Annotated in this window: 17 protein-coding genes and 2 pseudogenes; 6 read left to right on the plus strand and 13 right to left on the minus strand. The window is 60.5% G+C overall.

Going from position 1 to position 23,826, the window contains the following annotated elements:
* The 3 genes and pseudogenes from VBE63_RS16575 to VBE63_RS16585 all read left to right on the plus strand — a co-directional run.
* Positions 1-604 (plus strand): annotated as a pseudogene (locus tag VBE63_RS16575) (site-specific DNA-methyltransferase); the annotation flags it as partial.
* 55 nt (positions 605-659) lie between these two features.
* Positions 660-1,331 carry a DUF1016 N-terminal domain-containing protein gene (locus tag VBE63_RS16580; RefSeq protein WP_323684139.1) on the plus strand — a complete coding sequence of 224 codons (672 nt, stop codon included), beginning with the start codon at positions 660-662 and terminating at the stop codon, positions 1,329-1,331.
* Positions 1,328-4,318, plus strand: coding sequence for a type III restriction-modification system endonuclease (locus VBE63_RS16585; protein ID WP_323684140.1), 2,991 nt, complete (start codon positions 1,328-1,330; stop codon positions 4,316-4,318). Before VBE63_RS16580 ends, VBE63_RS16585 begins: the two co-directional genes overlap by 4 nt.
* Before the next feature lie 249 nt (positions 4,319-4,567).
* On the opposite strand, the gene VBE63_RS16590 is transcribed toward VBE63_RS16585, so the two are convergent.
* The 4 genes from VBE63_RS16590 to VBE63_RS16605 form a co-directional block, all read right to left on the minus strand.
* The gene (locus VBE63_RS16590) at positions 4,568-5,266 is read right to left on the minus strand and encodes a hypothetical protein (protein WP_323684141.1); all 699 of its coding nucleotides are present in this window, start codon (positions 5,264-5,266) and stop codon (positions 4,568-4,570) included.
* Between the two features lie 73 nt (positions 5,267-5,339).
* The gene (locus VBE63_RS16595) at positions 5,340-7,520 is read right to left on the minus strand and encodes an AAA family ATPase (protein WP_323684142.1); all 2,181 of its coding nucleotides are present in this window, start codon (positions 7,518-7,520) and stop codon (positions 5,340-5,342) included.
* A 2-nt stretch (positions 7,521-7,522) separates the two neighbouring features.
* Positions 7,523-7,963, minus strand: a complete 441-nt coding sequence (locus VBE63_RS16600; protein WP_323684143.1) for a hypothetical protein — start codon at positions 7,961-7,963, stop codon at positions 7,523-7,525.
* An 84-nt stretch (positions 7,964-8,047) separates the two neighbouring features.
* On the minus strand, positions 8,048-9,160 hold the full coding sequence (locus VBE63_RS16605; protein WP_323684144.1) for a helix-turn-helix transcriptional regulator: 1,113 nt from the start codon (positions 9,158-9,160) through the stop codon (positions 8,048-8,050).
* A 738-nt stretch (positions 9,161-9,898) separates the two neighbouring features.
* Between VBE63_RS16605 and VBE63_RS16610 the strand changes: the two genes are divergently transcribed.
* The gene (locus VBE63_RS16610) at positions 9,899-10,894 is read left to right on the plus strand and encodes a tyrosine-type recombinase/integrase (protein WP_323684145.1); all 996 of its coding nucleotides are present in this window, start codon (positions 9,899-9,901) and stop codon (positions 10,892-10,894) included.
* A gap of 133 nt (positions 10,895-11,027) precedes the next feature.
* Here the strand turns inward: VBE63_RS16610 and VBE63_RS16615 are convergent.
* Positions 11,028-11,435, minus strand: a pseudogene (locus VBE63_RS16615) (exonuclease domain-containing protein); the annotation flags it as partial.
* A gap of 130 nt (positions 11,436-11,565) precedes the next feature.
* On the opposite strand from VBE63_RS16615, the gene VBE63_RS16620 reads away from it, so the two are divergent.
* A complete protein-coding gene (locus VBE63_RS16620; protein ID WP_323684146.1) occupies positions 11,566-11,808 on the plus strand; it encodes a WGR domain-containing protein in 243 nt (80 codons plus the stop codon).
* Positions 11,809-11,838: 30 nt separating this feature from the next.
* On the opposite strand, the gene VBE63_RS31455 is transcribed toward VBE63_RS16620, so the two are convergent.
* From VBE63_RS31455 to VBE63_RS16640, 5 genes are all read right to left on the minus strand, one after another.
* A complete protein-coding gene (locus VBE63_RS31455) occupies positions 11,839-12,357 on the minus strand; it encodes a Mov34/MPN/PAD-1 family protein (RefSeq protein WP_416274576.1) in 519 nt (172 codons plus the stop codon).
* On the minus strand, positions 12,354-13,286 hold the full coding sequence (locus tag VBE63_RS16625; RefSeq protein ID WP_323684147.1) for a ThiF family adenylyltransferase: 933 nt from the start codon (positions 13,284-13,286) through the stop codon (positions 12,354-12,356). Before VBE63_RS16625 ends, VBE63_RS31455 begins: the two co-directional genes overlap by 4 nt.
* A gap of 767 nt (positions 13,287-14,053) precedes the next feature.
* Positions 14,054-15,328 (minus strand): nucleotidyltransferase, encoded by a 1,275-nt coding sequence (locus VBE63_RS16630; protein WP_323684148.1) that lies wholly within the window; start codon positions 15,326-15,328, stop codon positions 14,054-14,056.
* 12 nt (positions 15,329-15,340) lie between these two features.
* Entirely contained in the window at positions 15,341-16,822 is a 1,482-nt protein-coding gene (locus VBE63_RS16635; RefSeq protein WP_323684149.1) for an SAVED domain-containing protein, read from the minus strand.
* 694 nt (positions 16,823-17,516) lie between these two features.
* The gene (locus tag VBE63_RS16640; protein ID WP_323684153.1) at positions 17,517-18,518 is read right to left on the minus strand and encodes a competence protein CoiA family protein; all 1,002 of its coding nucleotides are present in this window, start codon (positions 18,516-18,518) and stop codon (positions 17,517-17,519) included.
* Between VBE63_RS16640 and VBE63_RS16645 the strand changes: the two genes are divergently transcribed.
* Positions 18,424-19,557, plus strand: coding sequence for a hypothetical protein (locus VBE63_RS16645; protein WP_323684154.1), 1,134 nt, complete (start codon positions 18,424-18,426; stop codon positions 19,555-19,557). The genes VBE63_RS16640 and VBE63_RS16645 overlap by 95 nt on opposite strands.
* Positions 19,558-19,604: 47 nt before the next feature.
* Here VBE63_RS16645 and VBE63_RS16650 read toward each other — a convergent pair whose 3' ends face one another.
* The 3 genes from VBE63_RS16650 to VBE63_RS16660 all read right to left on the minus strand — a co-directional run.
* Positions 19,605-20,513, minus strand: a complete 909-nt coding sequence (locus VBE63_RS16650; protein ID WP_323684150.1) for a nucleotidyl transferase AbiEii/AbiGii toxin family protein — start codon at positions 20,511-20,513, stop codon at positions 19,605-19,607.
* A complete protein-coding gene (locus VBE63_RS16655) occupies positions 20,510-21,124 on the minus strand; it encodes a type IV toxin-antitoxin system AbiEi family antitoxin domain-containing protein (RefSeq protein WP_323684151.1) in 615 nt (204 codons plus the stop codon). The genes VBE63_RS16650 and VBE63_RS16655 overlap by 4 nt, the downstream gene beginning before the upstream one ends.
* 195 nt (positions 21,125-21,319) lie before the next feature.
* On the minus strand, positions 21,320-23,826 hold a 2,507-nt coding region (locus tag VBE63_RS16660), incomplete at its 5' end, for a zincin-like metallopeptidase domain-containing protein (RefSeq protein WP_323684152.1).

The following is a 23,826-nucleotide window of genomic DNA, read 5'->3' on the forward strand; positions in this document are numbered from 1 at the left end:
GGTTAAGGCAAATGTCGACGGTGAAAAACGGTGGCGATATATCCTCGTACAACTTCCAGAGCCTGTCGATGATCTACAGTTTTCAACAATTGCTGAAATTTCAAGAGAACGAATTCGCCGCGCGTGTATTGGTTTCCAAGAACGGCTCACAGATGTCCTTACAGATAACGCCGGAATAGCCCAAGATCTTGGCTTCAAAGTCTTCAAACTCTCCAGCAGTAACATCAAACCCTGGGACGCCGACTTCGACTCGTTGGACCAAGACCTCGTCCAAGCCGTCGATAACATCAAGCCCGATCGCACCGAAGACGATGTGCTCTACGAACTGCTGCTCAAGTACGGACTTGACCTCGCCATCCCGACCGAGACCCGACACATCGAAGGCCGTAAGGTCACGGTGATCGGAGCAGGCGCCCTGATCGTCTGCCTCGCCGATGACATCACGCTGGACGTGGTGTCCGGTATCGTCGCCCTGAAGGCTGAGTTCCAGCCCGAGGTCATGCGGGTGGTCTTCAAGGACGCCGGCTTCAAGGACGACGTGGTCAAGACCAATGCCGCTCAGATCTTGAAGCAGGCCGGCATCGACGACGTGAAGTCGTTGTGATAGCGCAGAGTCAGCGACGATTCGCGGGTCCAGAACCTTGGACGGTGCATTCGATATGAGCGCAGGAGACTCACTCGATCCGCATGCGGCCGACTATCAAGATTGGCTGAAGGCGCTCAAAGCCCGGGTACGCCAGGTGCAGCTCCAGGCGGCTGTCGCAGTCAATCAGGAGCTGCTGCGTTTCTACTGGGCACTCGGCGCCGAGATCATCGAGCGGCAAAAGAACACGGACTGGGGTTCGGGTTTCCTGCAGCAGTTGAGCAAGGACCTGATGGCCGAGTTTCCTGGGATGAAGGGATTTTCGCTCAGGAACATCAAGTACATACGCCAGTGGTTTCTGTTCTACTCCGGCGCTGCGCCAATTGGGCAACAGCCTGTTGCCCAATTGGAAGCGCCGCCTGTGGCGCTGATCACCCAGATCCCTTGGGGGCACAATCTGGCGATCATCTCCAAGTGCCAGCACGTCGACGAGGCGCTCTACTACGTGCGAAGCACCATCGCGCATGGCTGGAGCCGCAGTGTCTTGGTCCACCAACTCGAGAGCGGGCTGTGGCAGCGTGAAGGCAAGGCCGTCAGCAACTTCACCGAGGTGCTTCCGGCGCCGCAATCAGACCTCGCGACCCAAACCCTCAAAGACCCCTACGTCTTCGACTTTCTGACCCTGACCAAGGATTACAACGAGCGTGAGCTGGAAGCGGAGCTAGAAAAGGACGAGGACAGCGAATGAAGATCAAGTTCAACCCCGATCTGGACTTCCAGGCGGATGCGGTCGCCTCCATCGTCGATCTGTTCGAGGGCCAAGAGACCTGCCAGACCAATTTCACGGTCGGCGCCATGGACGCAACGCCGCAGCTGGACCTGTTGGAGAACGATCTCGGCATCGGTAACCGCCTCAAGCTGCTCGACGAGGACCTCCTCGCGAACATCGGCAAGGTCCAGTTGCGCAACGGCCTCAAGCCCTCGACGGCGTTGGGTGATCTCAACTTCACCGTCGAAATGGAGACCGGCACGGGCAAGACCTACGTCTACCTGCGCAGCATCTTCGAGCTGAATCAGCGGTACGGCTTCACCAAGTTCATCGTCGTTGTGCCCTCCATTGCCATCAAGGAGGGCATCAACAAGTCGCTACAGATCACCGAGGAGCACTTCAAAGGGCTCTACGACAACGTCCGCTTCGACTACTTCGTCTACGACTCTCAGAAGCTTGGCCAGGTCCGCAACTTCGCGACCAGCGATTGCATCCAGATCATGGTCATCAACATCGATGCCTTCCGCCGCAGCTTCACCGACCCAAGCAAGGAGGCCAAGGCCAACATCATCCACCGCCCGCACGATCGCATGACGGGCGCCAAGCCGATCGAGTTCATCCAATCCACCAACCCGATCGTCATCATCGATGAGCCGCAGACGGTCGATACTACGGCGAAGAGCGCCGATGCCCTCGCGTCGCTCAATCCGCTGTGCACCTTCCGCTTCTCAGCCACTCACCGAGATAAGCACCATCAGATCTTTCGGCTCGACTCGGTGGACGCCTACGAGCGCAAGCTGGTCAAGCAGATCGAAGTGGCGAGCGTCACGGTCGCCGACAGCCATAACAACGCCTACGTCCGCCTGATCAGTGTCGACAACAAGAACGGCATCTCCGCGCGCATCGAATTCGACGCCATCCGCAAGGGCCAGATCAAGCGGGAGCAGAAGAAGGTCAAGACGGGCGTCGACCTGGTGGAGCTATCCGGCGGTCGGGACGTCTACGACGGCTACATCATCGAGGAGATCTACTGCGCCGAGGGCCAGGAGTACATCAGCTTCACCGGCACCGAGGCCGTCGTCCGGCTCGGGCAGGCGATCGGCGAGGTCAACGTCGACCAATACAAGCGCCTGCAGATCCGCAAGACCATCGAAGAGCATCTGGACAAGGAGCTTCGGCTGCGCCCGAAAGGCATCAAGGTGCTGAGTCTCTTCTTCATCGACCGGGTGGCCAACTACCGCGCCTACGACGCCGATGGCAATCCGGTGAAGGGCAAGTACGCGGAGATCTTCGAGGAGGAGTATGCCAAGGCGATCAAGAAGCCCAAGTACCGCACGCTGTTCCAGGAGGTGGATCTGGACACCACCCCGGAAGCGGTCCACAACGGCTACTTCGCGCAAGACAAGAAGAAGGATGCCAGTGGCCAGGCCCGGTTGAAGGAATCCAAGGGCGATGGCACGACCGCCGACGATGAAGGTGCGTATCACCTGATCATGCGGGACAAGGAAACGCTGTTGAGCTTCGACTCAAAGCTCAAGTTTATCTTTTCACACTCCGCGCTGCGCGAGGGCTGGGATAACCCGAATGTGTTCCAGATCTGCACCCTCAACGAGACGTCATCGGTGATGAAGAAGCGCCAAGAGATCGGGCGCGGTCTGCGCATCTGCGTCGATCAGGACGGCGAGCGGGTCTACGGTTTCGAGGTCAACACGCTCACCGTGATGGCCAATGAATCCTACGAGGATTTCGCCCGCAAGTTACAGAAGGAGATCGAGGAAGACACTGGTATCCGCTTTGGCCTGGTCGAGCAGCACCTCTTCGCCAATATCCCGGTTGAGGACGCGAACGGAGGACAGCAGCCGCTCGGGGTCGAGACCTCTCAGGCCATCTGGGACCACCTGAAATACGCAGGCTACGTCGACAGCCGCGGCAAGGTGACCGACAAACTTCGCAGCGCCCTGAAGGACGATACCTTGGAACTGCCCGATGCCGTGGCTGGTCAGGCTGGACAGATCACGGCCTTGCTGACCAAGGTTGCCGGTAGCCTCAACGTCAAGAACGCCGACGACAAGATCCAGGTCAATCTGAACAAGGAGTGCTTTCTCGGCGAAGACTTCAAGGCGCTCTGGGATCGCATCAAGTACAAGACCACCTTCCGCGTCAGCTTCGATACCGAAGCCCTCATTCAGACCTGCGCCAACGAGATCAACAAGAGCCCGGTGGTCACCAAGGCGCGCTTCGTCTACCGCAAGAGCAAGGCTGAGATCAGCCGTGGTGGCGTCGGCATGGGGGAGGCTGCCCAGCAGACCCACAACTACGATGCTGACCACATGCGCCCGCCCGACATCCTGTCCTTTCTGCAGAACGAGACCAATCTGACGCGGCGCTCCTTGGTCGAGATCCTGCGGCGCAGCGAACGACTCGGGGACTTCAAGCGCAATCCGAACAAGTTCATCGAGCAGGTTTCCGAGATCATCAAGACCCAGATGCGCCTGTTCATCGTCGACGGCATCAAGTACCACCGCATCGGCGATCAGGCGTTCTACGGACAGGAACTCTTCAAGGACCAAGAGCTATTCGGTTATCTCAGCCAGAACATGGTCGCGGCCAATAAGTCGGTCTACGACCACGTTGTCTACGACTCGGATGTCGAACATGATTTTGCCAAAGGGCTTGAGGACAGTCAGGATGTGAAGGTCTACGCCAAGCTTCCGGACTGGTTCAAGATCGATACCCCGCTTGGCACCTACAACCCTGATTGGGCGGTTTTGGTCGAGCGCGATGGCACCGAGCGCCTGTACTTCGTCGTCGAGACCAAGAGCACCCTACTCACTGATGCACTGCGCCCAACCGAGCAGGCAAAGATCGACTGTGGCAAAGCGCACTTCAAGGCGCTGGGAACCGACGTGGGGTTTAGCGTCGCGAATTCTTTCGATAGCTTTGAAGGGGTGTTTGATGCTCGTTAGCGATCCGCTCGAAATGAGCGGCCTTCAGGCGGAGAGGGTTAGCATCTTTTGAAGACATTTACGTGTGCGGCAGCAATGCGGCTTTGGTCGGCAAGGAGCTGACCGGGCAGCATGAGAAGCTGCCGAAGCTGCCACTTAAGCGGCCTTGCTGACCGCGTCACCATGTGCTCGACACTCCCGAGCGCACCCTAAGTCCGCGGACAGCGTCTTCGTTGTGATTGCGCCCGTATCACTCCACGCGCTTTGCAGTCAGCCCATCATCACCGTACGCCCGAAGATGTCCCCGCCATACGCCGCCAACGGACAGATCAGCCGATCCACTGGCGCCAGTAAGGCTCCATCGTCGTCTTCCTCATCATCATCGGGAGCCTCCTCCTCATCCGGCACCGCGCCGAGTGTGCAGTAAGCCGAAAGCGCGTACTTAAAGCGCCCGCAGTAGCTGTGGATGGTCTCGCCGTTGACCTGTGCCGGGCGGCGACTGTGGCGTCCCAGCGCTGTGATGCCGAGGATCACTTCCAGCAGCTCATCGCCATAGTCCCTGGCGACCTCGATCGCGCACTCGGCATCCTCCTCGGAGAACCCGGAGATGCTGCGCGCATCGTAGTCGTCCTTGTGACAGGGATGGCTGTGGAAGGTGCCGAGCAGCCCCAGGAACGGAAACGACTCGGTGACCTCCTGGATGCGGAAGAAATGCCGCCCGCTGAAGCGCACCATCTCCTGGTTGCGCCGGGCGGTCAGCATCGGCACCGCCAGCGCCACGTTGAAGACCAGCGCGTCGGGCTTGACCAGGCGCTGGCCGAACAGCAGCCCGAAGGATTCGCCCTCCTGGCGCAGTGGTTTGCTGGCCGCCTGCCCGCGCCCGGGCAGGAAGGAGGATGGAAAGGTCTCGATACTCGAGATCAGCAGGCTCTGGAAGGCGGCGTCCGCAAGATGGGTGATGAGTTGCATGGTCGGGTTCTTTTGGGTTGTTCGTTGGACGCGGCCGACGGCATCGCCGGCCGCGTCGGGTTGCGCTGCCGGCTCAGGCCGCCCGGGCGGTGGACTCGCCCTTGAGCTGCCACTCCGCGGCCAGGCGCCGCAGGAACTGCTCCGGGCTCAGCGGTGCGCCCTGCAGCTGCTGCTGGCGGCAGACGTTGGCGAAGTCACCCGGGGTCAGCCCGTCGAGGCGCTGCAGGTAGCGCTGCAGTGACGAGGGCACCGGCGCCTCGGCCGCACCGAACACCTCGCGGGCGAACAGCCGGATCCGCTGCGCCTCGCTCAACGCCAGGAAGCCGAGCTTCAGGTCGAACCGCCGCAAGGCCGCCGGATCGATGCCGACCATCAGGTTGGTCGCCGCAATGAAGATGCCGGGGTAGGCCTCCATCTGCTGCAGCAGCTCGTTGACCTGGACCCGCTCCCAGCTGTGCTGCGCCCGGCGCCGATCGGACAGGAAGCTGTCGACCTCATCGAGCAGCAACACCTGCTGCGACGGGTCACCCTGCTGGAACAGCTCGGCGAGTTGCTGCTCGGTCTCCCCGACATAGGGCGAGAGCAGGTCGGAGGCGCGCCTGCTCACCAGCTCGCGATCGAGGGCGTCGGCCAGCAGGCCCGCCAGCGCGGTCTTGCCGGTGCCGGGCGGGCCGTAGAAGCACAGGCTGGCCTCGCCGCGCTGGCGCACCATCGCCACCAGCGCCCGCGGCGACGGCCCGCCGCTGAGGTTGAGGAAGTCCGGATCGACCACCGTGGCCGGTGCCCGCCGCCTGGGTGCCGGGGCGCCATGCAGCAGCCGGCGCTGGCCCGCGACCCCCTCGCGCACCGCCGTCTCCGGTGGCGTCGACGGGCGCAGATCCAGCAAGCGCCTGGCCGCCCCCAGCTGCGCCGGGGCGAGCTTGGCATCGGCCGCCAGCTCATCGAGCAGGTCCGTCGACAGTCCGGCCTCACCCAGATGCCGCTCGGCCATCTGCCGGCGCACCGAGGCCGGTGGCGTCACGCAGGACACCGGCACCAGGAAGCGGCGCTGGAAGGCCGGGTCCATGGTCTCGGTGCGGTTGCTGATCCACAGCGCCGGCACCGGGTTGTCCTCCAGGGTGCGGTTGATCCAGCCCTTCTGCTGCCCGCTGGCCCGGCTGCCCATCAGCATCGCCAGCAGGCCTTCGTCGCGCTCGAACACGTCCTCGATCTCGTCGAAGATGATCACCGCATCGCGGCACCGGGCGAGTAGGTGCTGCGCGGTGACGTAGGCGGCGAGGCGTCCCTTGCGCCCGAGGCCCTCGTCGTCCTCATCGGCGCTGCGCACCTGATAGGCCTTCAGGCCGGCGGCCGCGGCCACCGCCCGGGCCAGCTCGGTCTTGCCGGTGCCCGGGGCGCCGTACAGCAGCGCATTGACGCCGGTGCTGCCCGTGCGCGCCGCCTCAGCGAGCACCTCGCACAGCTGTGCGCGCTCGCGGGCCAGGTGCGGGAAGTCCTCCAGCCGCCAGGCCGGCGGCGGGGCCGGTTCGATCAGCAACCCGAGCAAGGCGTCGCCGTCACCGGGGGCCGCATCCAGCAGCTCACACAGCAGGCGGCTCGGGCGCAGGTGGTCTTCCAGATCCACCTCTCGGCCGTCATAGTCCACCAGTCCCAGCGCGCGCAGCGGGGCCTTGCGTGTCAGGGTGGCGCGCAGCGTCTCGCTCGGCAGCGCGAGCATCAAGGACAGGCGCTCGCGATGGACCCGCGCCGGGGCCGATTCCAGACCACGCAACAGCATTCGCAGCGGTTCACTGAGCTGATGGAGCTCCAGATACGCGAGCACCGTGCGTTCCGCGGTATCGAGCCCGAGCTCTTTGGCCAGCAGCGCCACGATCGGCGCGGAGCCGGCCTCGGCAAGCGCCTGCTCGAGCCGTCGCTGCAGGCTGCGCGGCACCGCGCCGAACCACTCCCGCAACCGCTCGCGCAGGCGTCGGTCATTCTGCGGCTCGAAGGGCGCCTCGTCTTCGTCCTCATCGTCAAACACCACATCCTCGTCCAGGCCGGCCGTTTGCGGGCGGGTCATACACCGTGCCACGACCTGAGCGCGCAGGACCGGTTGCAGCAGCGGCCAGAAGGCGCCGAGCAGGTCACGATCCCGCAGCTTGGCCTTGAGCCCGGGCAGCCCGCGCAACAGGCGCACTGCGAGCAGCGCGCCCAGCAGCTGTTCTGCGCTGAGGTTACTCAGGTCGGTTTGCCAAATCTTGTTGGGCGCCATGCTCAGGCGTCCTCGGTCCAGGGTTGAAAGCGCGCGCTGTCGACATGGAAGCTCAGGAACTCGCCCCGGCCGGGATCGCGATCCCAGATCAGGCCGATCACCAGGTCCAGGCGCTCGCGAAAGTAGGTGCTGCCGCTCTCCGGGTCGCTGTCGCGCACCGGCTCGCTCAGCACCTCGAGCACCACCGCCGGGGTGGCATAGCTCGGCAGCCGCCGGTTGCGCAGGCCGGGCTTCCAGCCGACCAGATCACCGGGCTTGAATGCATGGGCCTGGTTGATGAGCGCATAGCGCTCGCGCAGCACCGTGCTCAGATCGCCCTCCAGCTCACCGAGCAGATCATCCAGTGGCTGATCCTGAATCAGGTCGGTCGGCGCATCGTCATTCAGGCCGATACGGGCCAGCAGCTCGCGCGAGGAGAGGTCGTGGGGTTTTGGTCGGGGCATGGGGCACTCCTGTCTCGTGGCGTCAACCGAGCCAATGCACTTGCCGGTTGTCCGCCTTATTATTCAAATTAGGCTTGGTGTGGTTTAGGGCTTGAACTCCTGGACTTTTAGAGACTTCGGGGCATTTCCGGGAATATTAAAGGAAACTCCCAATCGGATAGCCTCCTCAAGCCCTTTAGCGACCTCGCCCATACTCTGCGGCTTCTCGAATTCGGTCTTGCCGACGATGTCAATCAACTGGACGATGAATGGGGTAAGGATAAGCATAGCTTGTGCCTGGGGATTCGCGCCATCTGCATCCCTGCGTATCAAGCTTAAATAGTTCGATATCATGTTCCTGGCGACGACAGGGAGTTCTTTAAAAGTATCAGATAGGTCTATATTCAATCCCACATTGCCATGACCTAAATCCGGGAGCAGGAGTCTGTAGGGCTCAATGCCAGTTGCACAAGAGAAGGCAATTAAACTATTCAGGCTTAATTTCTGCATATCTAATAAACGCTCCACCCTCGAGGTTGGGATTCCTGCTTTTTCAGCTAGATCAGAAGGGTCCCAGCTGTTGTCATCGAGGAGTTTCTCAATGTTTGCGGATACAAGCGAAGTGGTTGATTTATATAACTCATCGTTGCATAAAAGCGTCTTTGAGTATGACTTATGAGCTGTGACAGAGCCTGGAGGAAGGTCAAGTGCAGACTCGATATCTTCCTGGGCTGATATTCCCGGCTCCTCAACGTACGCTGGGTCCTTGAAATATTCGCGTAAAGCTTTGAAATCGTCTTGATGATTTCTGAGATACGACCTCAGGGCCCGGATAGTGTAGTCTGTAGGCATCACTCCTTTTCGGACGCCACCACGTGGATAGTTATTGACCAGGGCGTCGAGAGTTGCGCAGTAGACAGGACACTTCTCGTAAAAATCTATGAATGAGTCAGGATCAAGAAGATCTTCTGGCAGGCTTAAGAAATCCGGCAGCCGTTTATTGATTAAGGGGCTTGATACGGAACTCTGTTGTACACGCTGGGCGTATGTTGAAGATATTTCGAGAGCCTCTGCGACTTGAGCCTGCGTAAATCCAGCAAAGGTTATATGCGGTCGCACGATGTAACGCGAGCGACCGCTATAGAAGGTCTTCTTGTAGTTGCTATCATCGGCGTCTTGTGCGACTTCGTAGTAGTCATCATAGAAGGTGCGTAACATTTGGTGGCCTCACCATGTAGGTACTTAAGTCAGGTGAAAACGTTAAGACCCGATCTGCCGTCCCTGGCGCCTTGATCCCGGCATTCCCTGCCGGGATAACGGTAGGGTCCGAACGCTTGCAGTCAGGTTGAGCCTATGAAAGATGTTTTGTAGAAGTGGTGGTCACCGCAACAACTCTATAACTCAACAGCAAGAGTAGTGCCTTCTTTTCGTATCGTCAAGGGCTGCGAGGATGTGGCCAAGGCGGACACTGCAGATGAGGGGCACCCGTTGTCGTGGAGGCGCCAAGCGCGTTCGTTGTCGATGCCGTGTTCGCGCGTTGCTTGCGTTATGTCAGATGAGCGAACTTTGTGACGGGAGGGCCGCGTTGTGCGGCAGCGGCGTTTCTCCCGGCGGAAGATTTGGGACCCAGAGGTAGGAGCGTTAGCGTCGCCCCTCGCCGGGGTTTTGACGCACGCTCCTAAAAGGGGTAGACCCAACAGTCGTGTCACCAGCCGCCATTCCCTGACGGAAAACCCCTCTGGCTGCGTTTTCCGTCAGATTAAGTTTCCGACAGGCTTTTCCGGATACGCCAAGACCCCGATTTCGAGCGTTTTCGAGTTCACCTCTAACGAGTGGATCGCGGAGGCAGCGGACGGTCACGAGCTGAGGTGGACCTCGTCTCGACGAGGTGCGTTATTGCGCTTGGAGTACATAAAGGAGGTTATGTACTATTGTAGGCGCAGAGGAGGGCGCATCATGACGGGCGAGCTGGTTTCGGCGAAATCTGGGGTTCTGACGACATCTGGCGGCGCGCCGGGGTTGCCGTCGCTGATCGTGCGCGCCAGCGGCGATGCCAAGCGGCGGTACCTGGAGTTCTTCGCGGCGCAGATCCGCAACCGTAACACGCGCGAGGCCTATATACGGGCGGTTCGTGATTTTCTCGGCTGGGTCGAGACCGACGCCGGGATCGCGGATCTGCTCGACATCGAGCCGCTGCATGTCGCGGCTTGGATCGAGCTCAGGACGCGGACCTACGAGGCGCAGAGCGTCAAGCAGAAGCTCTCAGCGCTGCGCCATCTGTTCGACTGGTTGGTGACCGGCCATGTCCTGTCGACCAATCCGGCCTCCTTTGTGCGGGGGCCGAAGTTCTCCTACACTCAGGGTAAGACGCCGATCCTGACGCCGACTGAGGCCCGCCAGCTGTTGCGGTCGATCCCGACCGAGACGCTGGTCGGCCTGCGGGATCGGGCGCTGATTGGGCTCATGGTCTATACCTTCGCGCGGATCTCGGCAGCGTTGACGATGAACGTCAAGGATGTCTACCGCAAGCAGGAGACCCTGTGGGTGCGTCTACACGAGAAAGGCGGCAAGCGCCACGAGATGCCTTGCCAGCATAACCTCAAGGAGTGGATGCTGGAGTACATTGAGGCCGCCGATCTCGCCGAGGACGCAAACGGGCCGTTGTTCCGCTCCGTGGATCGCAAGACCAAACAGCTTGGCGCCAATCGGCTTGACCGGCAACGCGCCTGGGCAATGGTCAAGCGTCGAGCGCTGCAGGCCGGCCTTGAGACGACCGGGATCTGCAATCACACCTTCAGGGGCACCGGGATCACCGCCTATCTGGAGAACCCCGAGGCCAAGCTCGAGCATGCTCAGCAGATGGCGGCGCACTCGGACCCGAAGACGACGCGGCTCTATGATCGGCGCAGCGACAAGGTGTCGCTCGATGAGGTGGAGAGGATTGGAATTTAGGCCCGCCCCGGCTTAGCCGACAATATTCTCCGTTCTTACGGTGCCCGCCGCCGCTCAGATACCGCCAAACCGCCCGCGTGGCCTGGCAATCGTTGATCGCGCGATGACTGGCGCCGTCCCAGTCGAAACCAACATAGGCCGCAGCGACGTGGAGCTTCTGCCAACGGTAGCTGCCGTGCCAGTCGCTCCACTCGCCGAAGACCTCGGCGAACTCCCGCATCGCACAACGGACCTCGGCGGAGACCTCCAGCTCGAAGCGCAGGAAGCCGGCGTCGAACGGCGCGTTGTAGATCAGCACCAGGGCGTCACTGACCGCCTCGATGATCCGCGGCCGAAGCGCTTCGTGCGTTGGCGCACCCTGGACGTCCGCCGGTGCGATGCCGTGGACCCGCTGAGCGCCTGGCCAGCTCCGGTGCCGCGCGGGTCGAACGAGCGTGTCGAGCAGGACCTGGCCGTCCTCGTCCAGGATCCCGATCTCGACGATCTCGTCGGTCCGGGGATCAAGCCCCGTGGTCTCCAGATCCAGGAAGACGGTTCTCACCGGTGATGGATTCTTGCTTGTGCAGATTCTTGACGGTTTGGGCCGGAATCGCCCTCTCCGACTCTACGCGCTTTTGTCGCACAGCCGCGGACTCGTCAGTTGAGCCCCCAGGGCGTCTACGCTGAGCAACATGACCCCTTCCGCGACACAATCCTCCTGGATCAACCCCGAGAAGGCCCGCTACTACCAGGTCTTCCTCGACCAGGATCTGTTCGGTGACTGGACCCTGGTCAAGGTCTGGGGCGGCGTCGGCTCGAACCGCGGTCGGATGCACAGCACCGGTGTCGGATCCTACGAGGCCGGCATCGAGCTAGTCGATGAGATCGCTAGGCGCCGGGCGCAACGCGGGTATGCCAGCGTGACCGCGGGATGACGCGGAACGAGCCTGAAACGCGAGCTTACCCTATCCCAAGCCCCCTTCCCGGTATAGTTCCCGCTCCGGTACTTCGCACAACTCGATCCATTGGCATTGGCTGTTGGCTTCCGCGGAACAGACGACGACCTCGGGCGGAACACCAGCATTTCCCATGATGACCATCAGGTAGCGAGCACGGTCTCCATTGAATCCGCGCATGTAAGCCAGGGTCGTCTCGCGATCCAGGCGAGATGGACGCGGCTGTGACTCCGGATGCGTATGCCAGAGCCCCACCGCGTGGAGACCGCGCCTGAACTGTTCATCGCGGTCTCTCGCAGCTGAGGTAAGGTCCGGATTGAAACGATGCCGGGAACGATGATCGCTCGGGTTCGGACCAGACGCCGTACAGATGACGAGTCCTGGAGAATGAGGGTCCGCCGTGTAAAGCTCACCACCAGCCTCTTTGCACCCAGGAAACCGTTGCGCGTGCGCGTACAGAGCCTGAAGCACCTCTGTCTCGAGGAGGACATAGCGGTGAAAGTCCGGGAAGAAGAACAGGCGGTTCATACTACGGGGAACGCGCGCTCAAGCACGAGTCCATCGTATGCAGCAGCCTGCTCAGCCCAAGCGCGGAGCCTCAGGTTGGACCAGTGGTCATCCAAATACTGCTGACCACGCACCCAGCTGAGAACTCGAGGGGAACTCTCCGGTCCGTCGATCAACTTGATTGCTTGCTCGGCGACGAGGGCTACCGCATGTGTCGCAGTCGCAGCCGCAGCCGTATAGCTATGAAAGCGGCTGCTACAACCAGGCTCCTGTATGACTACCGCATCGGGCCAGTCAACAGCATTCAAATCGTCCATCGGATCATGAGCGCCTTGGAACCAAGCAACATTCGCCGGCAGCATGCACGCATGGGCGGCTGCAACAAACGGCTCCATCCATCCGAGAAGCAACGGACAAGGGTTGCGCAGGCGTGCCTGATCAACGCAGGAACGAACGATAGGTTCTCCGGTGAGATCCAGAACCGCATCGATGCCAGACAAACCGTGCTCACGCAGCCAGCTTTGAGCCGAAGCAGAGAACGGCTTAACTTCACAAGTCGGATACGCGAGATTGACCCGATCCGCAACAGCAAACGATTTCGCCGAATCGACGTGGTCAGTGCCAAGCAGGTGGCGACCCAGATTCGCGGTCTCAAGGTTTTGCGGATCGACGACATCGATCTTGCCGACACCGGCCTTGGCAAGTTGATCAACGATCGGACTACCCAAAGCACCGGCACCAAAGACGACAACGTGCCGTTGTTGGCGCACTGGGACTTCGGCGAACTGATCCCTTCCTGCAGTCCACGCTGCATCCACTCGGACCACATTGAGCGGCTGAGGCTTTCGCAACGGTCGATAAGCTCGCTTGCGCTTCTTGTTCCAAGTCGGCATGGGTGGCCCGCCAGGGAGAAGGAAAGCAAAGCCGTAGCTATCGTTACGCAGGAGCATGAGTCGATGCAGTGGGCGTCCCCTTCGATTGCACGGTGCCCTCAGCCGGCCCCACTCGCCTGGCGAAAGACGCCCTTCGAGGATATGGTCCAGATCCTCAACGCTCCGAGGCCAAGTCCCGGGCGTCAAAGCGTGGGTGATCGGTACATCGGCCACCAAAACCTTCATTTGCTGCCTTGCTCGTACTCCCAGGGATTCTCGGATACGACCGGGAACAGCGTTGTTGCCGGCATCTCCTACTACGACGATCCCGCCTGGCAACAGCAACGGACACTCGACCAATCGAGATGCGAGTGGGCATCGGTCAGCTGTCCAAACCACCTTGACCGGATCCGCGTCCCTATTGGCCGCCCGAGCAACGTGGATTCGCCAATAGCTCAGCGGCTCACGAGCGAAGTCTCCATCCAATTTGCCAGCTGACCACGGTACGAGAAACTGGTCATGATAGGCGGCCAGCAACCAGTAGAGGCGATCTTCAAGACGATCAGTCGTCCCTGGCCCTGGATCACCGTCGATACACAATGTGCCATCTCCCTCGACATGGGGGACGCGCAACACTGTATCCTTCGAGAGCCGAATCTTGGCGACGGCGTAGTCAGGAAACCCTGGTGGCAGAACAAGCTCTGCGCCGTCGAAAGCGCGCCCGTCAGGTAACCGAGGCAAGCGCAATCTGTAAACGACAGCACCATCACAGGGATGTGGGTCGGGTATCAGGTCCGGGAAGTCTCGCGCGAGGCTGGCCAGATCCCACGGACTATGATCCGGCATCAAGCGAGCCCGGCCGTTCTCGGCAGAGGAGGCGGTGGCCTATGCTCTGGCATTTGCAAAGGCCGGATCTCATTGTTGGTGCCGGCGTTCGCACTAGTCGTGCCGAAGACTCGGTCTACTTCAGCACGGATCGCCTGATCGCCACGCTCTTGGAGTATGAGGCGTAGATCGGCGCCCAAGACGTCGCACCAAGTTCGGAATGCGCGATAGCGACTGTCGTTGTCGTCATTCCAGCGCTCGGCGAAATTCTCTCCGTCCACCGTGGGATTATCGACGCGGTACTCGCCCTCCAGCGCAACCATATGCGGCAACAACTCCGCCAGTTCCACGAGCAACAATAGCGGATGAGCATAACTGCGATTTGCCGCTGCGAGCCCAGCGTAGCAGCGGGTCAACAAAGTCACGATGACAACCGAAATGGGCTTGAACTCGCCGTCGAAGATCTCGCGGCGAACACACATATCCCGATGACGTTTGAAAAGGCGAATGGCCGTGCGCAGGGTGTCCGTAATTTCTACCTCTTGCTCTGGGACACCTTCGACGCCAGCGCGGATGCGCCGTTGCGAGGCGAACTCAAGCGTCTCGCACCGAATCAGCGACCGGGCAGCGGTCTCGTCGACCCACCGAGTAAATCCTTTGGGATTCGATGTCTTCCAACGCTTCGTTGGCATATCGACAACAGCAAGTGCAGTTTCCTCATAGCCATATGCAGGCAAGAAGCGTGGCGCCATCGCTTTGACGACCTGATCAGACACCGTATTCAAAGGAATCGACGGCGTAAACTCCAAATAAAATCGCTCCCCAGGATAAGCGATATTCCAGCAACGCTTCTTGGCTGTTGGGGAGAATTCGCGCAACGCGTCTCCCACAGCTTCAAAGAATCCGACAGGGTCACTGGCATCGACTCTTGAGATGTCGACCTGGCAAACCGCATCGATATCAAACTTCGTTCGGTCTGGGTAACGAATCAGCGTCTGGGTGCTAGCCGATCCCTGCGGGCAAACCTCGATTGAATTCTCCTGCCATTGGAGATTGCGCAGCAGGCAGTGCCCAACCTCTGCATACTGTTTGGCTGCTGCGTCGATGGCCTCCTGCGCAACAGTGATGTGCCGGCTCACCCGCTCCAGTGCCTGCGACCACGGGCCGTAGATCTGAGATAGCGCCGCAAAATCCGCTGTATCAACGCCTTTTCGAAGCGCCGTCACTGCTTCAGTGACGTAGGCGCGTCGGCGCTGTTCAGCATTCAAGACCAGATCAACGTTCGATGTCGGCATAGTTGGACCTCCTTATCGGAGCTGGATAGAGTAGGACTCTTCACCGGCACGAGCAGTGACAGCATTTCCTGTAATCGAAAACGCTGGCGCAAACGGGCTTTCGCGATCAGAACGGTCGTAAACCGTATAGGCTGGATGGTGTCCGGCTTGCAGCATCTGGCCGAAGCAGAACACGGTGCTCGCGGGGCTGATCGCGATGAGATGGACGCGCTCTGCCCGCATCACGTCCTGGACGTGGTTGATCGCCTGACGTGCAACAGCCATGAAGTGATCTAGATCGTCGGGATGACAAATGCAGGATGCGCTCGGAGATGCGGCACGGATTCGCACCCACGGCATGCTGGCGTTTGAGGTACTTTCACGAAAAAGTGTTGGTAGAGCCTGTACATCCAAGTACGCGGTTACCTCAAGGCTGATGAGGACGTCGCTCGCCCGTGTGTTGCTCAGGCCATCCACTGAAAAGAACCCTTCGGGCTGAGGAGTTGCGGTTTCCTCCCACTGCCACGTGCGGCGCTCGCGGTGGTATTGATAGACATAGACGGCATGGGCTTCGCCGATAATCCGGCCGGCCAGCACCAATGTGGCGATATGATGCAGCGGAAAAATCGCGACCTCAATTTTCCGCGGAGACGCAGACTCCTGCCGCTTGAAGCTCGCCAGTAAGCGACGGATGTCCTCCTCATGCTCGTGGAGGTACTCGACCCAGAAATTCGGTCGCCGCCGGTCGTCCCTCTGAACGTGACGGATATAATGCACAACGCCACCAGGCGTCATCGCACGACCGGTCGCCAGTAGCGCGTCATTGAGCTCAGAGTCAACGAATCGGGTCGGTGCGTTGGCCAAATCAGCAAACAATGTGCCGACATCCACGCGGGGATAACTTAGTGATTCCAAGCACCAGCGCACATGTTGAACATGCGCCTCCCGCATAGCGAAGAGCCGTTCAGCGGAGTACCGCTCCGGGGCGAAACTATCGATTGTTCGATGATGGGCGTCGCACATCAGCATGATGTTATCTGGACGATTCGAGAGGTCGTGTGAGCGCCTCACGTCGCCACGCGGACCTCTCGGGTCCGACGCGATGATGTGCGCGAGGTACCCAATGCGGGCAGCATCGTTGTAGAGGTTCACCGTCGAGAGGTCCTCAGCGCACCCTTCGAACATGCAGCGAGCGCCGGCATCAGCCCAGACCTTCAGCGCGACACCCTGGGAAATTGCAGCCCCACGTCCTTTCCTGCCCATCTGCTCCAATCGTGCGTTGACGAGAGCCTCGACATGCTCCGGTGACACTTGCGCTGGACTCCAGTTAGGGTCTATGTCTCGCGCCGTGCTGAGCATGTCGAACCTCATTTCAAGCTCGAAGAGCAAACCTGCCTTAGCGAGCCGTCTGAGAACGGTCTTAGATTTCTTGTCCGGATCGGCGCGTCGCAGCTCCGTGTCCGAGTCGCTCTTGGCATATACCGCAACCAGAAATCCCGCGTGCAGGTAGACCACACACTGTCTCGCTTGCTGACGAGCACAAAGCCAATCGGCCAACGACTGGTCGTCGAGTGCGCTCGGCGCAGCAGTTTCGCTTAAGGGGGTGGGTAAAGCGTTCGTAGCGGGCATCCCCTAGATGCAGTCGAAGAAACTCCAAGCGGCTGCGCCTGATCGCGAGCCTATGTGGCTACACAAAACGAGCGGAGCGCGAAGAATTAGCAGTCACAAGAGTAGAGTGCTAATTCCGACAAAGACTAGCACGCCAACGAGAAATTTCAATATCTTGTGCCTGGAGTTTTGTAACAAACTACATGTAGTAGTTACAGCTCTTGCGTCACTAAGACTCCGCTGAGGTATCGAGCACGTCGAGCATCCTCCGCTCTTACCTCAAATCGCACGGTGATGCTGCGATCATGGAGATTTCACCGGGTTATCTGCCCCTTACGAAAAACGCCCCAACGCTGGGCGAGTAAACGCCAGCGCCAAGGCGGTTACCACACCGAGGGCACAGAAAAATGAACCAAATCGGGATCTGTTCGGCGACTGGACCCTGATCACGGCCTGGGGCGGCATCGGCTCGAATCGTGGCCGGATGCACAGCACCGGTGTTGCATCCTACGAGGCCGGCGTCGAGCAGATCGGCGAGATCGCTCGGCGCCGGGCTCAGCGTGGGTACGCCAGCGTGACTGCGGGGTAACGCTACGCAAGCTCAGGTCTCCCGGACCGCACCGATGCCATCGAGCTGCTCGAGCACCGCGGATTTGGCTCCTACAGGGATGACCCAGTTACGGTACGGCGCCCCTTTGTAGCGACCACCAAAGGACTTAGCGACGGCCTTCAACATGGGGTTGACCCGCTCGTTGTAGGGCCACCAGAGACACAGTCCCCAACCCTGGTCGACAAGGTGAACGGGCACCCCGAAGACACGGAGCCGGATACGCTCTGGCGCTCCCGATGCCTGCACAGGCTGCTCTAACGCCTTGGCGACGGCCTCGCACCGAGCTTGCTCGTCGAGCATTGACTGCTCAGGGTGAAAGATCCACTGTCGATTTCCAGGACAAAGCAGGACTTCCTGATGCAAGACTTCCCAGCTCCAGGATTCATGACGGAACACATCCAGCGAGATCTCGAAACAGGGTGCACCAAGCGCGCACAGTGCTGAGCGCTTGGTGCCATCGACCTTATGGGTGACGGCAACCTCGATGAGGATAGGCCGTCCATTGTTGGCAGCGACGACATCGATTCGGTAGGTGCCGACCATGACCTCTGCCCGGGAATTGGTCAGCGTCCATGACTCGGCCGGCTTCACCACAGTTGCCTCGCCGAGTCGCCCATCATCCAGTCGATGGGATGCCTTGGCCTCCAGTGCGGGAACCAAGACCCCGTCGGCCTCGATCAGCAGTTGCTTCGCGGCCCGATGCAAGGCACCCTCCGCAGCCCCGGTGCAATCCCCCTCGCTTTCATGAGCAAAGTGCCATGCACGCACCTCACCCTGACGCGCGATCAGCACCTCGCCGCACTCCGGACAGCAGCAATCACACGCCTTGCCGCGTCTGACGTCTTCGACCGACACTACCCGACCGTCTGATGTAACTCCAAACGATTGAAGAAGATTGATGGTTTCCACTGATGCCTCCTCGACCAAAGCTGCGTTGACTGATGACCCGATGGCAAAGGTGGCAAGTCCGGACAGCAGGAAACAGACATCCATCCGGTTGGGAACCGTCGGAAACCCAGAAGACATGGCGCGTGCGGCACAAACGATCGAGCAGATTGCAACGGGCTGGAAGGACCGATCTCGAGCGGTCCAGATGCTCCAAGCGCTCTGTGGGCTGGCGGCCGTAGAGCCCGATCGCCTGAAACCGGACCTAGCTGCTGAGAATTGGGGATTCCGTGCAACCGATATCGGTGAAGAACTGCACCGGCGGTGGCCCAAGATCCCCGGAGTGAATAGCTGGGCAGACAACCCGGAGACCGCCAAGGCCAAAATGAACGAGCACTGGCCGAATCTGGAGGAAATCTGGAAGAGACAGAAGCTGACGATCAAGGACGCCCTCAGGGCCGAAGGCCTCCTAGTCGAGATCGCCCTACATCGCGACCCGGGCGGAGGATCGGGGAAATACACCAAGTACGGTTTCCTCATCGAGGCCCGAACAGAATCCAGCGACAACACATCCGACATCGACCTGCTCCGAGTCCCCCAGGTGCAGTACCGTCACCAAGACATCTCGGGCAACCAGCTTGTCCGCTGGATGTCAGACCGAGGTCTCTACCTGGGCGGCTGGGGCGGTAAGGTCTTCCTCAGCGCGCTTTTCCTGTTGCTGGTCCTCACCATCGTCTGGTTCTGGCTCGTGATCGTGGCCATGGGTGCGAGTTCCACCGCTATCGCATTCCTAAAATTGGGCCTCGTCGGGGGACTGACGGCCCTCATCTTCTACTCGCTGTTCGCCTGGCAGCTACGGTTGGTCGCGAATCGCGTCGCCTTAGCGCCGATGCTGCTTCAGCCTTGGTCCGGGAACGACTACCTTCTGGAGCTAAGAAAGCAGAACGGCGCCAAGCGCAACACCCTGTACCTCATTCGATACACGGCGGATTGCCCGATCTGCGCAGAACACGGGAAGGACTCGATCCACGTTGCATCTGGAAGGCTTGAGTTCTTCGGACGCCTTGTTGGTCGATGCGATCACGCGCCGAATGAGCATGTGTTCTCCTTCGACCACATCTCACGGAAGGGACGTTTTCTTCGCTGACAAAACTTTTAGGAACCATCAAGCAAACAGCTTTTCCTGATCGTCGTTCAGTTCCAACCATCACCGGATTGCCAAGAGGCTGACCATGCACCACCTGATCGGGCGATATCCAGGGGCAACTCCAGGAACCCCCGAAGCCGGGAGAGCACGGCGTCCAATGCGATCGATTCTAGCGCATTCTTTTTAAGGAATGCGCGCCACTGAATCTGCTTCTGGGCATCCGTCGAGAAGTCCTCGGACAAACCGAAAGGGACACTGGCAGGGAACGGCGTGCCTCGGCGCTCGAACGTGGCCCGAATCGCTCTGGCTAAGGTGGCGCCGTCAAAGTCGGCATGGGATGCCAGCACCCAGAGGTCGAAGAAGTCCTTCATGCGACTGTTGGCGATACCGAGCGATGTCAGCGCTTCCAGCTTCTCGGCAACGACGGTGTAGCGAGGATAGGCCCGCAACCGCGGTCCGGGCAGCTCCGGCAGCAGGGTCGGATAGTTGACCAGCTCGGGCGCTGGTGTGACGGCGTCACCAAACCCGACATCGATCTGCACAGGGCATCGGGCACCGGCGAGCAGCCCGATCAAGGTGATGCGGATACCACCGTAGCTAGCCTCTTTGCGAATCTCACTGGCCGAAATGGTCGCTGGCTGAAAGCGGATGCCGTCGTCAGGTTCTCCTGAGATGGAGCAGAGTTCCATGAAGATCGTCTCGAGGATCGAGGTCTCGGCAGGACCGAATCCCAGCAGGTCGGCATCGCGAGTCGGACGATGGGGAATATCGAACCAGAGGTCGAATAACAGTGCGCCCTTGAGTAGGAAACGCTCGGCGTGTACTGAGACGCCCAATCGATACAGGAGCCGCTCCAGTGCATAACGGGTCAAGATCAGATTGAAATCCTGCCCTTCGGCTTTGGCCTTGTTAAGGAGGCGGGCACGCACCGATGCACCGATGTCGGTTCCGCTCACGCCAGACTCTCCAGGTACGGACGCATGACGTTCGCGACCCGATCCAGCCGGGCGTAATGCCACAGATCATCGATGCTAGCGCGACGGGCGCCCTCGCCCTCCTGCCCGAGTGTCTCCTTCAATGCCTCCAAGGCCACATCGAGGCCAATCTTGTTGCGGTGCTTGAAACAGTCCGCCACGGTCCGGGCCACGTTCGTGATCCGCACAGGAACACCGTCAATCTCGTGCACATCAATCCCCTCGGCCATACCGGCTTCCGAAAAACGCACGACGCGTAGCGTCGGATACTCCAGCTTCGGCGGATGCGCCTTACTCGGAATACCCAACCAAACCTCGAACGGCGCCTGGGTTGTCAGCTCGTGGAAGCGCAGCGCCGATAGCAGACAGACAATGGTCTTCGGATGCTTGCGCGCAACCTCGGCCAACGCCGAGTGCTCTGACACGGGCCGGTCCGGCAATGCATAGAGTCCTCGTCCGACTCGGGTTAGGCGGCCTTGCCGAACCAGTCGCGTCAAGGACACCCGGGGCAAACCCTTGGCTTCAAGATCAACGGGACGGATAAGGCGTTGGTCACGGGCCAGGGCGAGAATGGACGCTTGGTGATCAGGCATCGGATCGCGTGTTCCTTAACTGTACGATGGCTTTATATTTTCTGCTCTTTCGGAACACAAAACAAACATTAGCTTGACGGCTTGCACCGCCCAACGAGGCCAGAGAAAACCTCTCGCCAGTGATCTTCGAAGGTGATGGTTAGGTTTCTTGCCGTGATTTCGCCTTGCTACTCGGTTCTTCATCCACAACGAAGCTCACCGATCCCGACTTCCAACTGCTCGGACGCGCCGCTTAGTCGGCATGGTCTCAGCCTCCTCTCGCGCAGCGGTGCGCTCAACTTGCGGGAGCTTCTCAACGCTTGCTGACAGGCGCTCCTTCTCATGGGCCAGCAAGTAGTCACTGATCTTGTCGGCATCCCGCGCCGCGCGGAGGATCTCTTTCGGGTCGCTCTTCAGCACCTTGATCCAGGTCGGGATATAAGCCGCATGCTGGCCGGGATCGTGACCGATACCGAGCCGATCACCGATCTTCAGGGAGGCGATCTCGGTGCGTAGCTCTTCCTTGGCGTAACCCTCACTACCAAAGGGATGCGCGATGTCTCGGTTCAGGCGACTGGGATGGCCGGTCGCATGGGCAAGCACATGCAACGCCGTGGCGTAGAAGGCATCGGGGCTTTGAAACTGATCCTTGGGGGGCAGGTGGATCGTGTCCGTTGCCGGTCGGTAGATGGCATTGTCGACCCGGTCGTTGCGGATCATCACACCGGAGGCCTTGAGCACCGCTTCGGCGCGCTCGTGGCGGTCCCAAGCCGGGGCCTTCATCTGCAGGGGCGGTAGTCTGTCGATCTGCTCGGCGTTGAAGACCACCGCCGAGATCAGCTTGGGCTTGTCGAGGGCCTGGATGCGGTAAACCGGATTGCCCTCGGTATCGAGCATCGCGCTTCCCTTGGCGTCCTTGACCGGCATCCGCTCGGTCAGCGTCCAGAACTGGATCGGCGTGCCGCGCTCTCCATGACGGACCTGGGCACCGACGCTTTGCGCCTGTTTGTAGGTCATCCAGCGTGGATCACTGCGGCCCTGCATCTGCAGCCAAAGGGTATTTGCGCCTCGGTACTGGGTTCCAGACACTGGGTTGTGAGGGAGATTGACCGCCCCCGGCGCCCAATGCTTCAACCAGGGGGCTGTCCCGGCTTCGAGCTGCTCGATGAGCTTGGCTGAGATCTGTTGATCGTAAGGCACCCTTGGTTTCGGTACGAAGACGCGCTTCGCGGGCTGCGTTCGTAAGGGTGCGACAGCGCCCGGTCCAGCCCTCTCCACGGCCTCCTTCTGGAGTGCCCTCGCGGTTGCCATCGGTGGCGGCCCCATCTCGTGGACAGCATCTGGCTCTGGCGTCATGGCGCTGGTCCCGTTAACGAGCGACGCGGCGACAGGCGAACGCTCACCAAACAGCTCGACGACCGGCTTCGATGCCGTGATGCGCTCGAAGACCGGCAAGCCCTCGTCGCCGACGGGAAGAAACACGCGCTGGGTCCAATTGATGCGCTCGACGAAGGCGCCCTGTTCCTTGAGGATGCCGATCTCAGCAGCCGAGAACGACGCGCCACGGCGAACCTCGAGACGCTGCTCGAAATTGACCTTGGAACGAACGATCTCCCAACCGTTGGAGAGCACCGCCTTTTGGCCGCCCTGCACCGCCTCAAACAGCTCGCGTGAGGAGAGCTTCGAGACACTGGTGTCGCCAATGCCGAGGTTCCTCAGGGTCTGTTGGGCGGTCCGGCCTTCGAGCAGTCGACCGAGCAGCTGCTCGCCGGCATCGGTCTGCAGGCGGTAGATGGTCTCGCTACCGGTCACTCGGTCCCAGATCGGCAGAATGGCGCCGACGAGCATGCCCTTGGATCGCGTCTCTGTCGCCGGTGCCGAGGCCAGCTCCTGTTGCCATCGACGCTCAGCCTGTTCAATAGAGATGCGCTGGGCAAGCTGCACAACCCGCGCAACGCCACCAACGGTGCGCACTGAGGTGCCGCGGGCGATCTCCTGGGCATTGTCGATGTAACGATGTGCCCCTTTGCGAATGCCGTAGAGCACGCCGCGATGGGTCTCGAGCCCCTCGCCATTGATCCGGGTGCCACGGTCGGCCATGTAGAACACCTGCCCCTTGTGCTTGCCATAGGCGGAGACGTACCAACCGCTCACGCTGTCGTCGGTCGCGTCACGCCGGGCGGCGATCGCCTTGACCTGATCCCACTGCAGGTATTCGATGGCGTTGGTCACATCAAGCTCGACATAGCGCGTGACGGCGCCGGTCTTGTGGGTATAGACCAGATCATCGCGCGTCTTGACGATGCTCTGTGCGCGCAGCGTCTGCAGTCCCTCGTCGTAGATGCCCTGCTGTTTGGCGTATTCGACCGCTTCGACTAAGCGGTTCTCGAACAGCCCAAAGACCTGGTTCTGCGTATCGGTCTTCAGCGACAGCAGCCGGTTCAGGAACTGCGGGACATTGGGGATCTTGCCCTGGACCAAGGCGCCGTTCTCATCGACCAACGAGAGTCCCATCTGCGCTGTCACCTCCTGGAACGACAGCGGTGTGCGGCCGTTGTGCAGATCCTGGAACAGGTTGGTCAGTGCCGCTTGGGCGTAGACACTCTCGAGGTTGTCGGCGGCCGTGAACAGCCCTTGGGAGGTCGTCTGCCGTTGCCCTCGGGTCAGGGCGCCGAGCTGATCGAGGCGGCGGGCGATGCTGGAGACGAAACGCTTCTGTGCCG

It is taken from the genome of Lamprobacter sp., from assembly GCF_034860625.1.
Classification (GTDB): domain Bacteria; phylum Pseudomonadota; class Gammaproteobacteria; order Chromatiales; family Chromatiaceae; genus Lamprobacter.

Coding starts and splice junctions, on each gene's coding strand:
- VBE63_RS16605 (WP_323684144.1), bottom strand. CDS start 9,160: ATGTTACGCACCTTCTATGATGACTACTACGAAGTCGCACAAGACGCC.
- VBE63_RS16590 (WP_323684141.1), bottom strand. CDS start 5,266: ATGCAACTCATCACCCATCTTGCGGACGCCGCCTTCCAGAGCCTGCTG.
- VBE63_RS31455 (WP_416274576.1), bottom strand. CDS start 12,357: ATGAACCGCCTGTTCTTCTTCCCGGACTTTCACCGCTATGTCCTCCTC.
- VBE63_RS16580 (WP_323684139.1), top strand. CDS start 660: ATGAGCGCAGGAGACTCACTCGATCCGCATGCGGCCGACTATCAAGAT.
- VBE63_RS16610 (WP_323684145.1), top strand. CDS start 9,899: ATGACGGGCGAGCTGGTTTCGGCGAAATCTGGGGTTCTGACGACATCT.
- VBE63_RS16640 (WP_323684153.1), bottom strand. CDS start 18,518: ATGGATGTCTGTTTCCTGCTGTCCGGACTTGCCACCTTTGCCATCGGG.
- VBE63_RS16620 (WP_323684146.1), top strand. CDS start 11,566: ATGACCCCTTCCGCGACACAATCCTCCTGGATCAACCCCGAGAAGGCC.
- VBE63_RS16625 (WP_323684147.1), bottom strand. CDS start 13,286: ATGCTCCTGCGTAACGATAGCTACGGCTTTGCTTTCCTTCTCCCTGGC.
- VBE63_RS16600 (WP_323684143.1), bottom strand. CDS start 7,963: ATGCCCCGACCAAAACCCCACGACCTCTCCTCGCGCGAGCTGCTGGCC.
- VBE63_RS16630 (WP_323684148.1), bottom strand. CDS start 15,328: ATGCCGACATCGAACGTTGATCTGGTCTTGAATGCTGAACAGCGCCGA.
- VBE63_RS16585 (WP_323684140.1), top strand. CDS start 1,328: ATGAAGATCAAGTTCAACCCCGATCTGGACTTCCAGGCGGATGCGGTC.
- VBE63_RS16645 (WP_323684154.1), top strand. CDS start 18,424: ATGGTTTCCACTGATGCCTCCTCGACCAAAGCTGCGTTGACTGATGAC.
- VBE63_RS16595 (WP_323684142.1), bottom strand. CDS start 7,520: ATGGCGCCCAACAAGATTTGGCAAACCGACCTGAGTAACCTCAGCGCA.
- VBE63_RS16655 (WP_323684151.1), bottom strand. CDS start 21,124: ATGCCTGATCACCAAGCGTCCATTCTCGCCCTGGCCCGTGACCAACGC.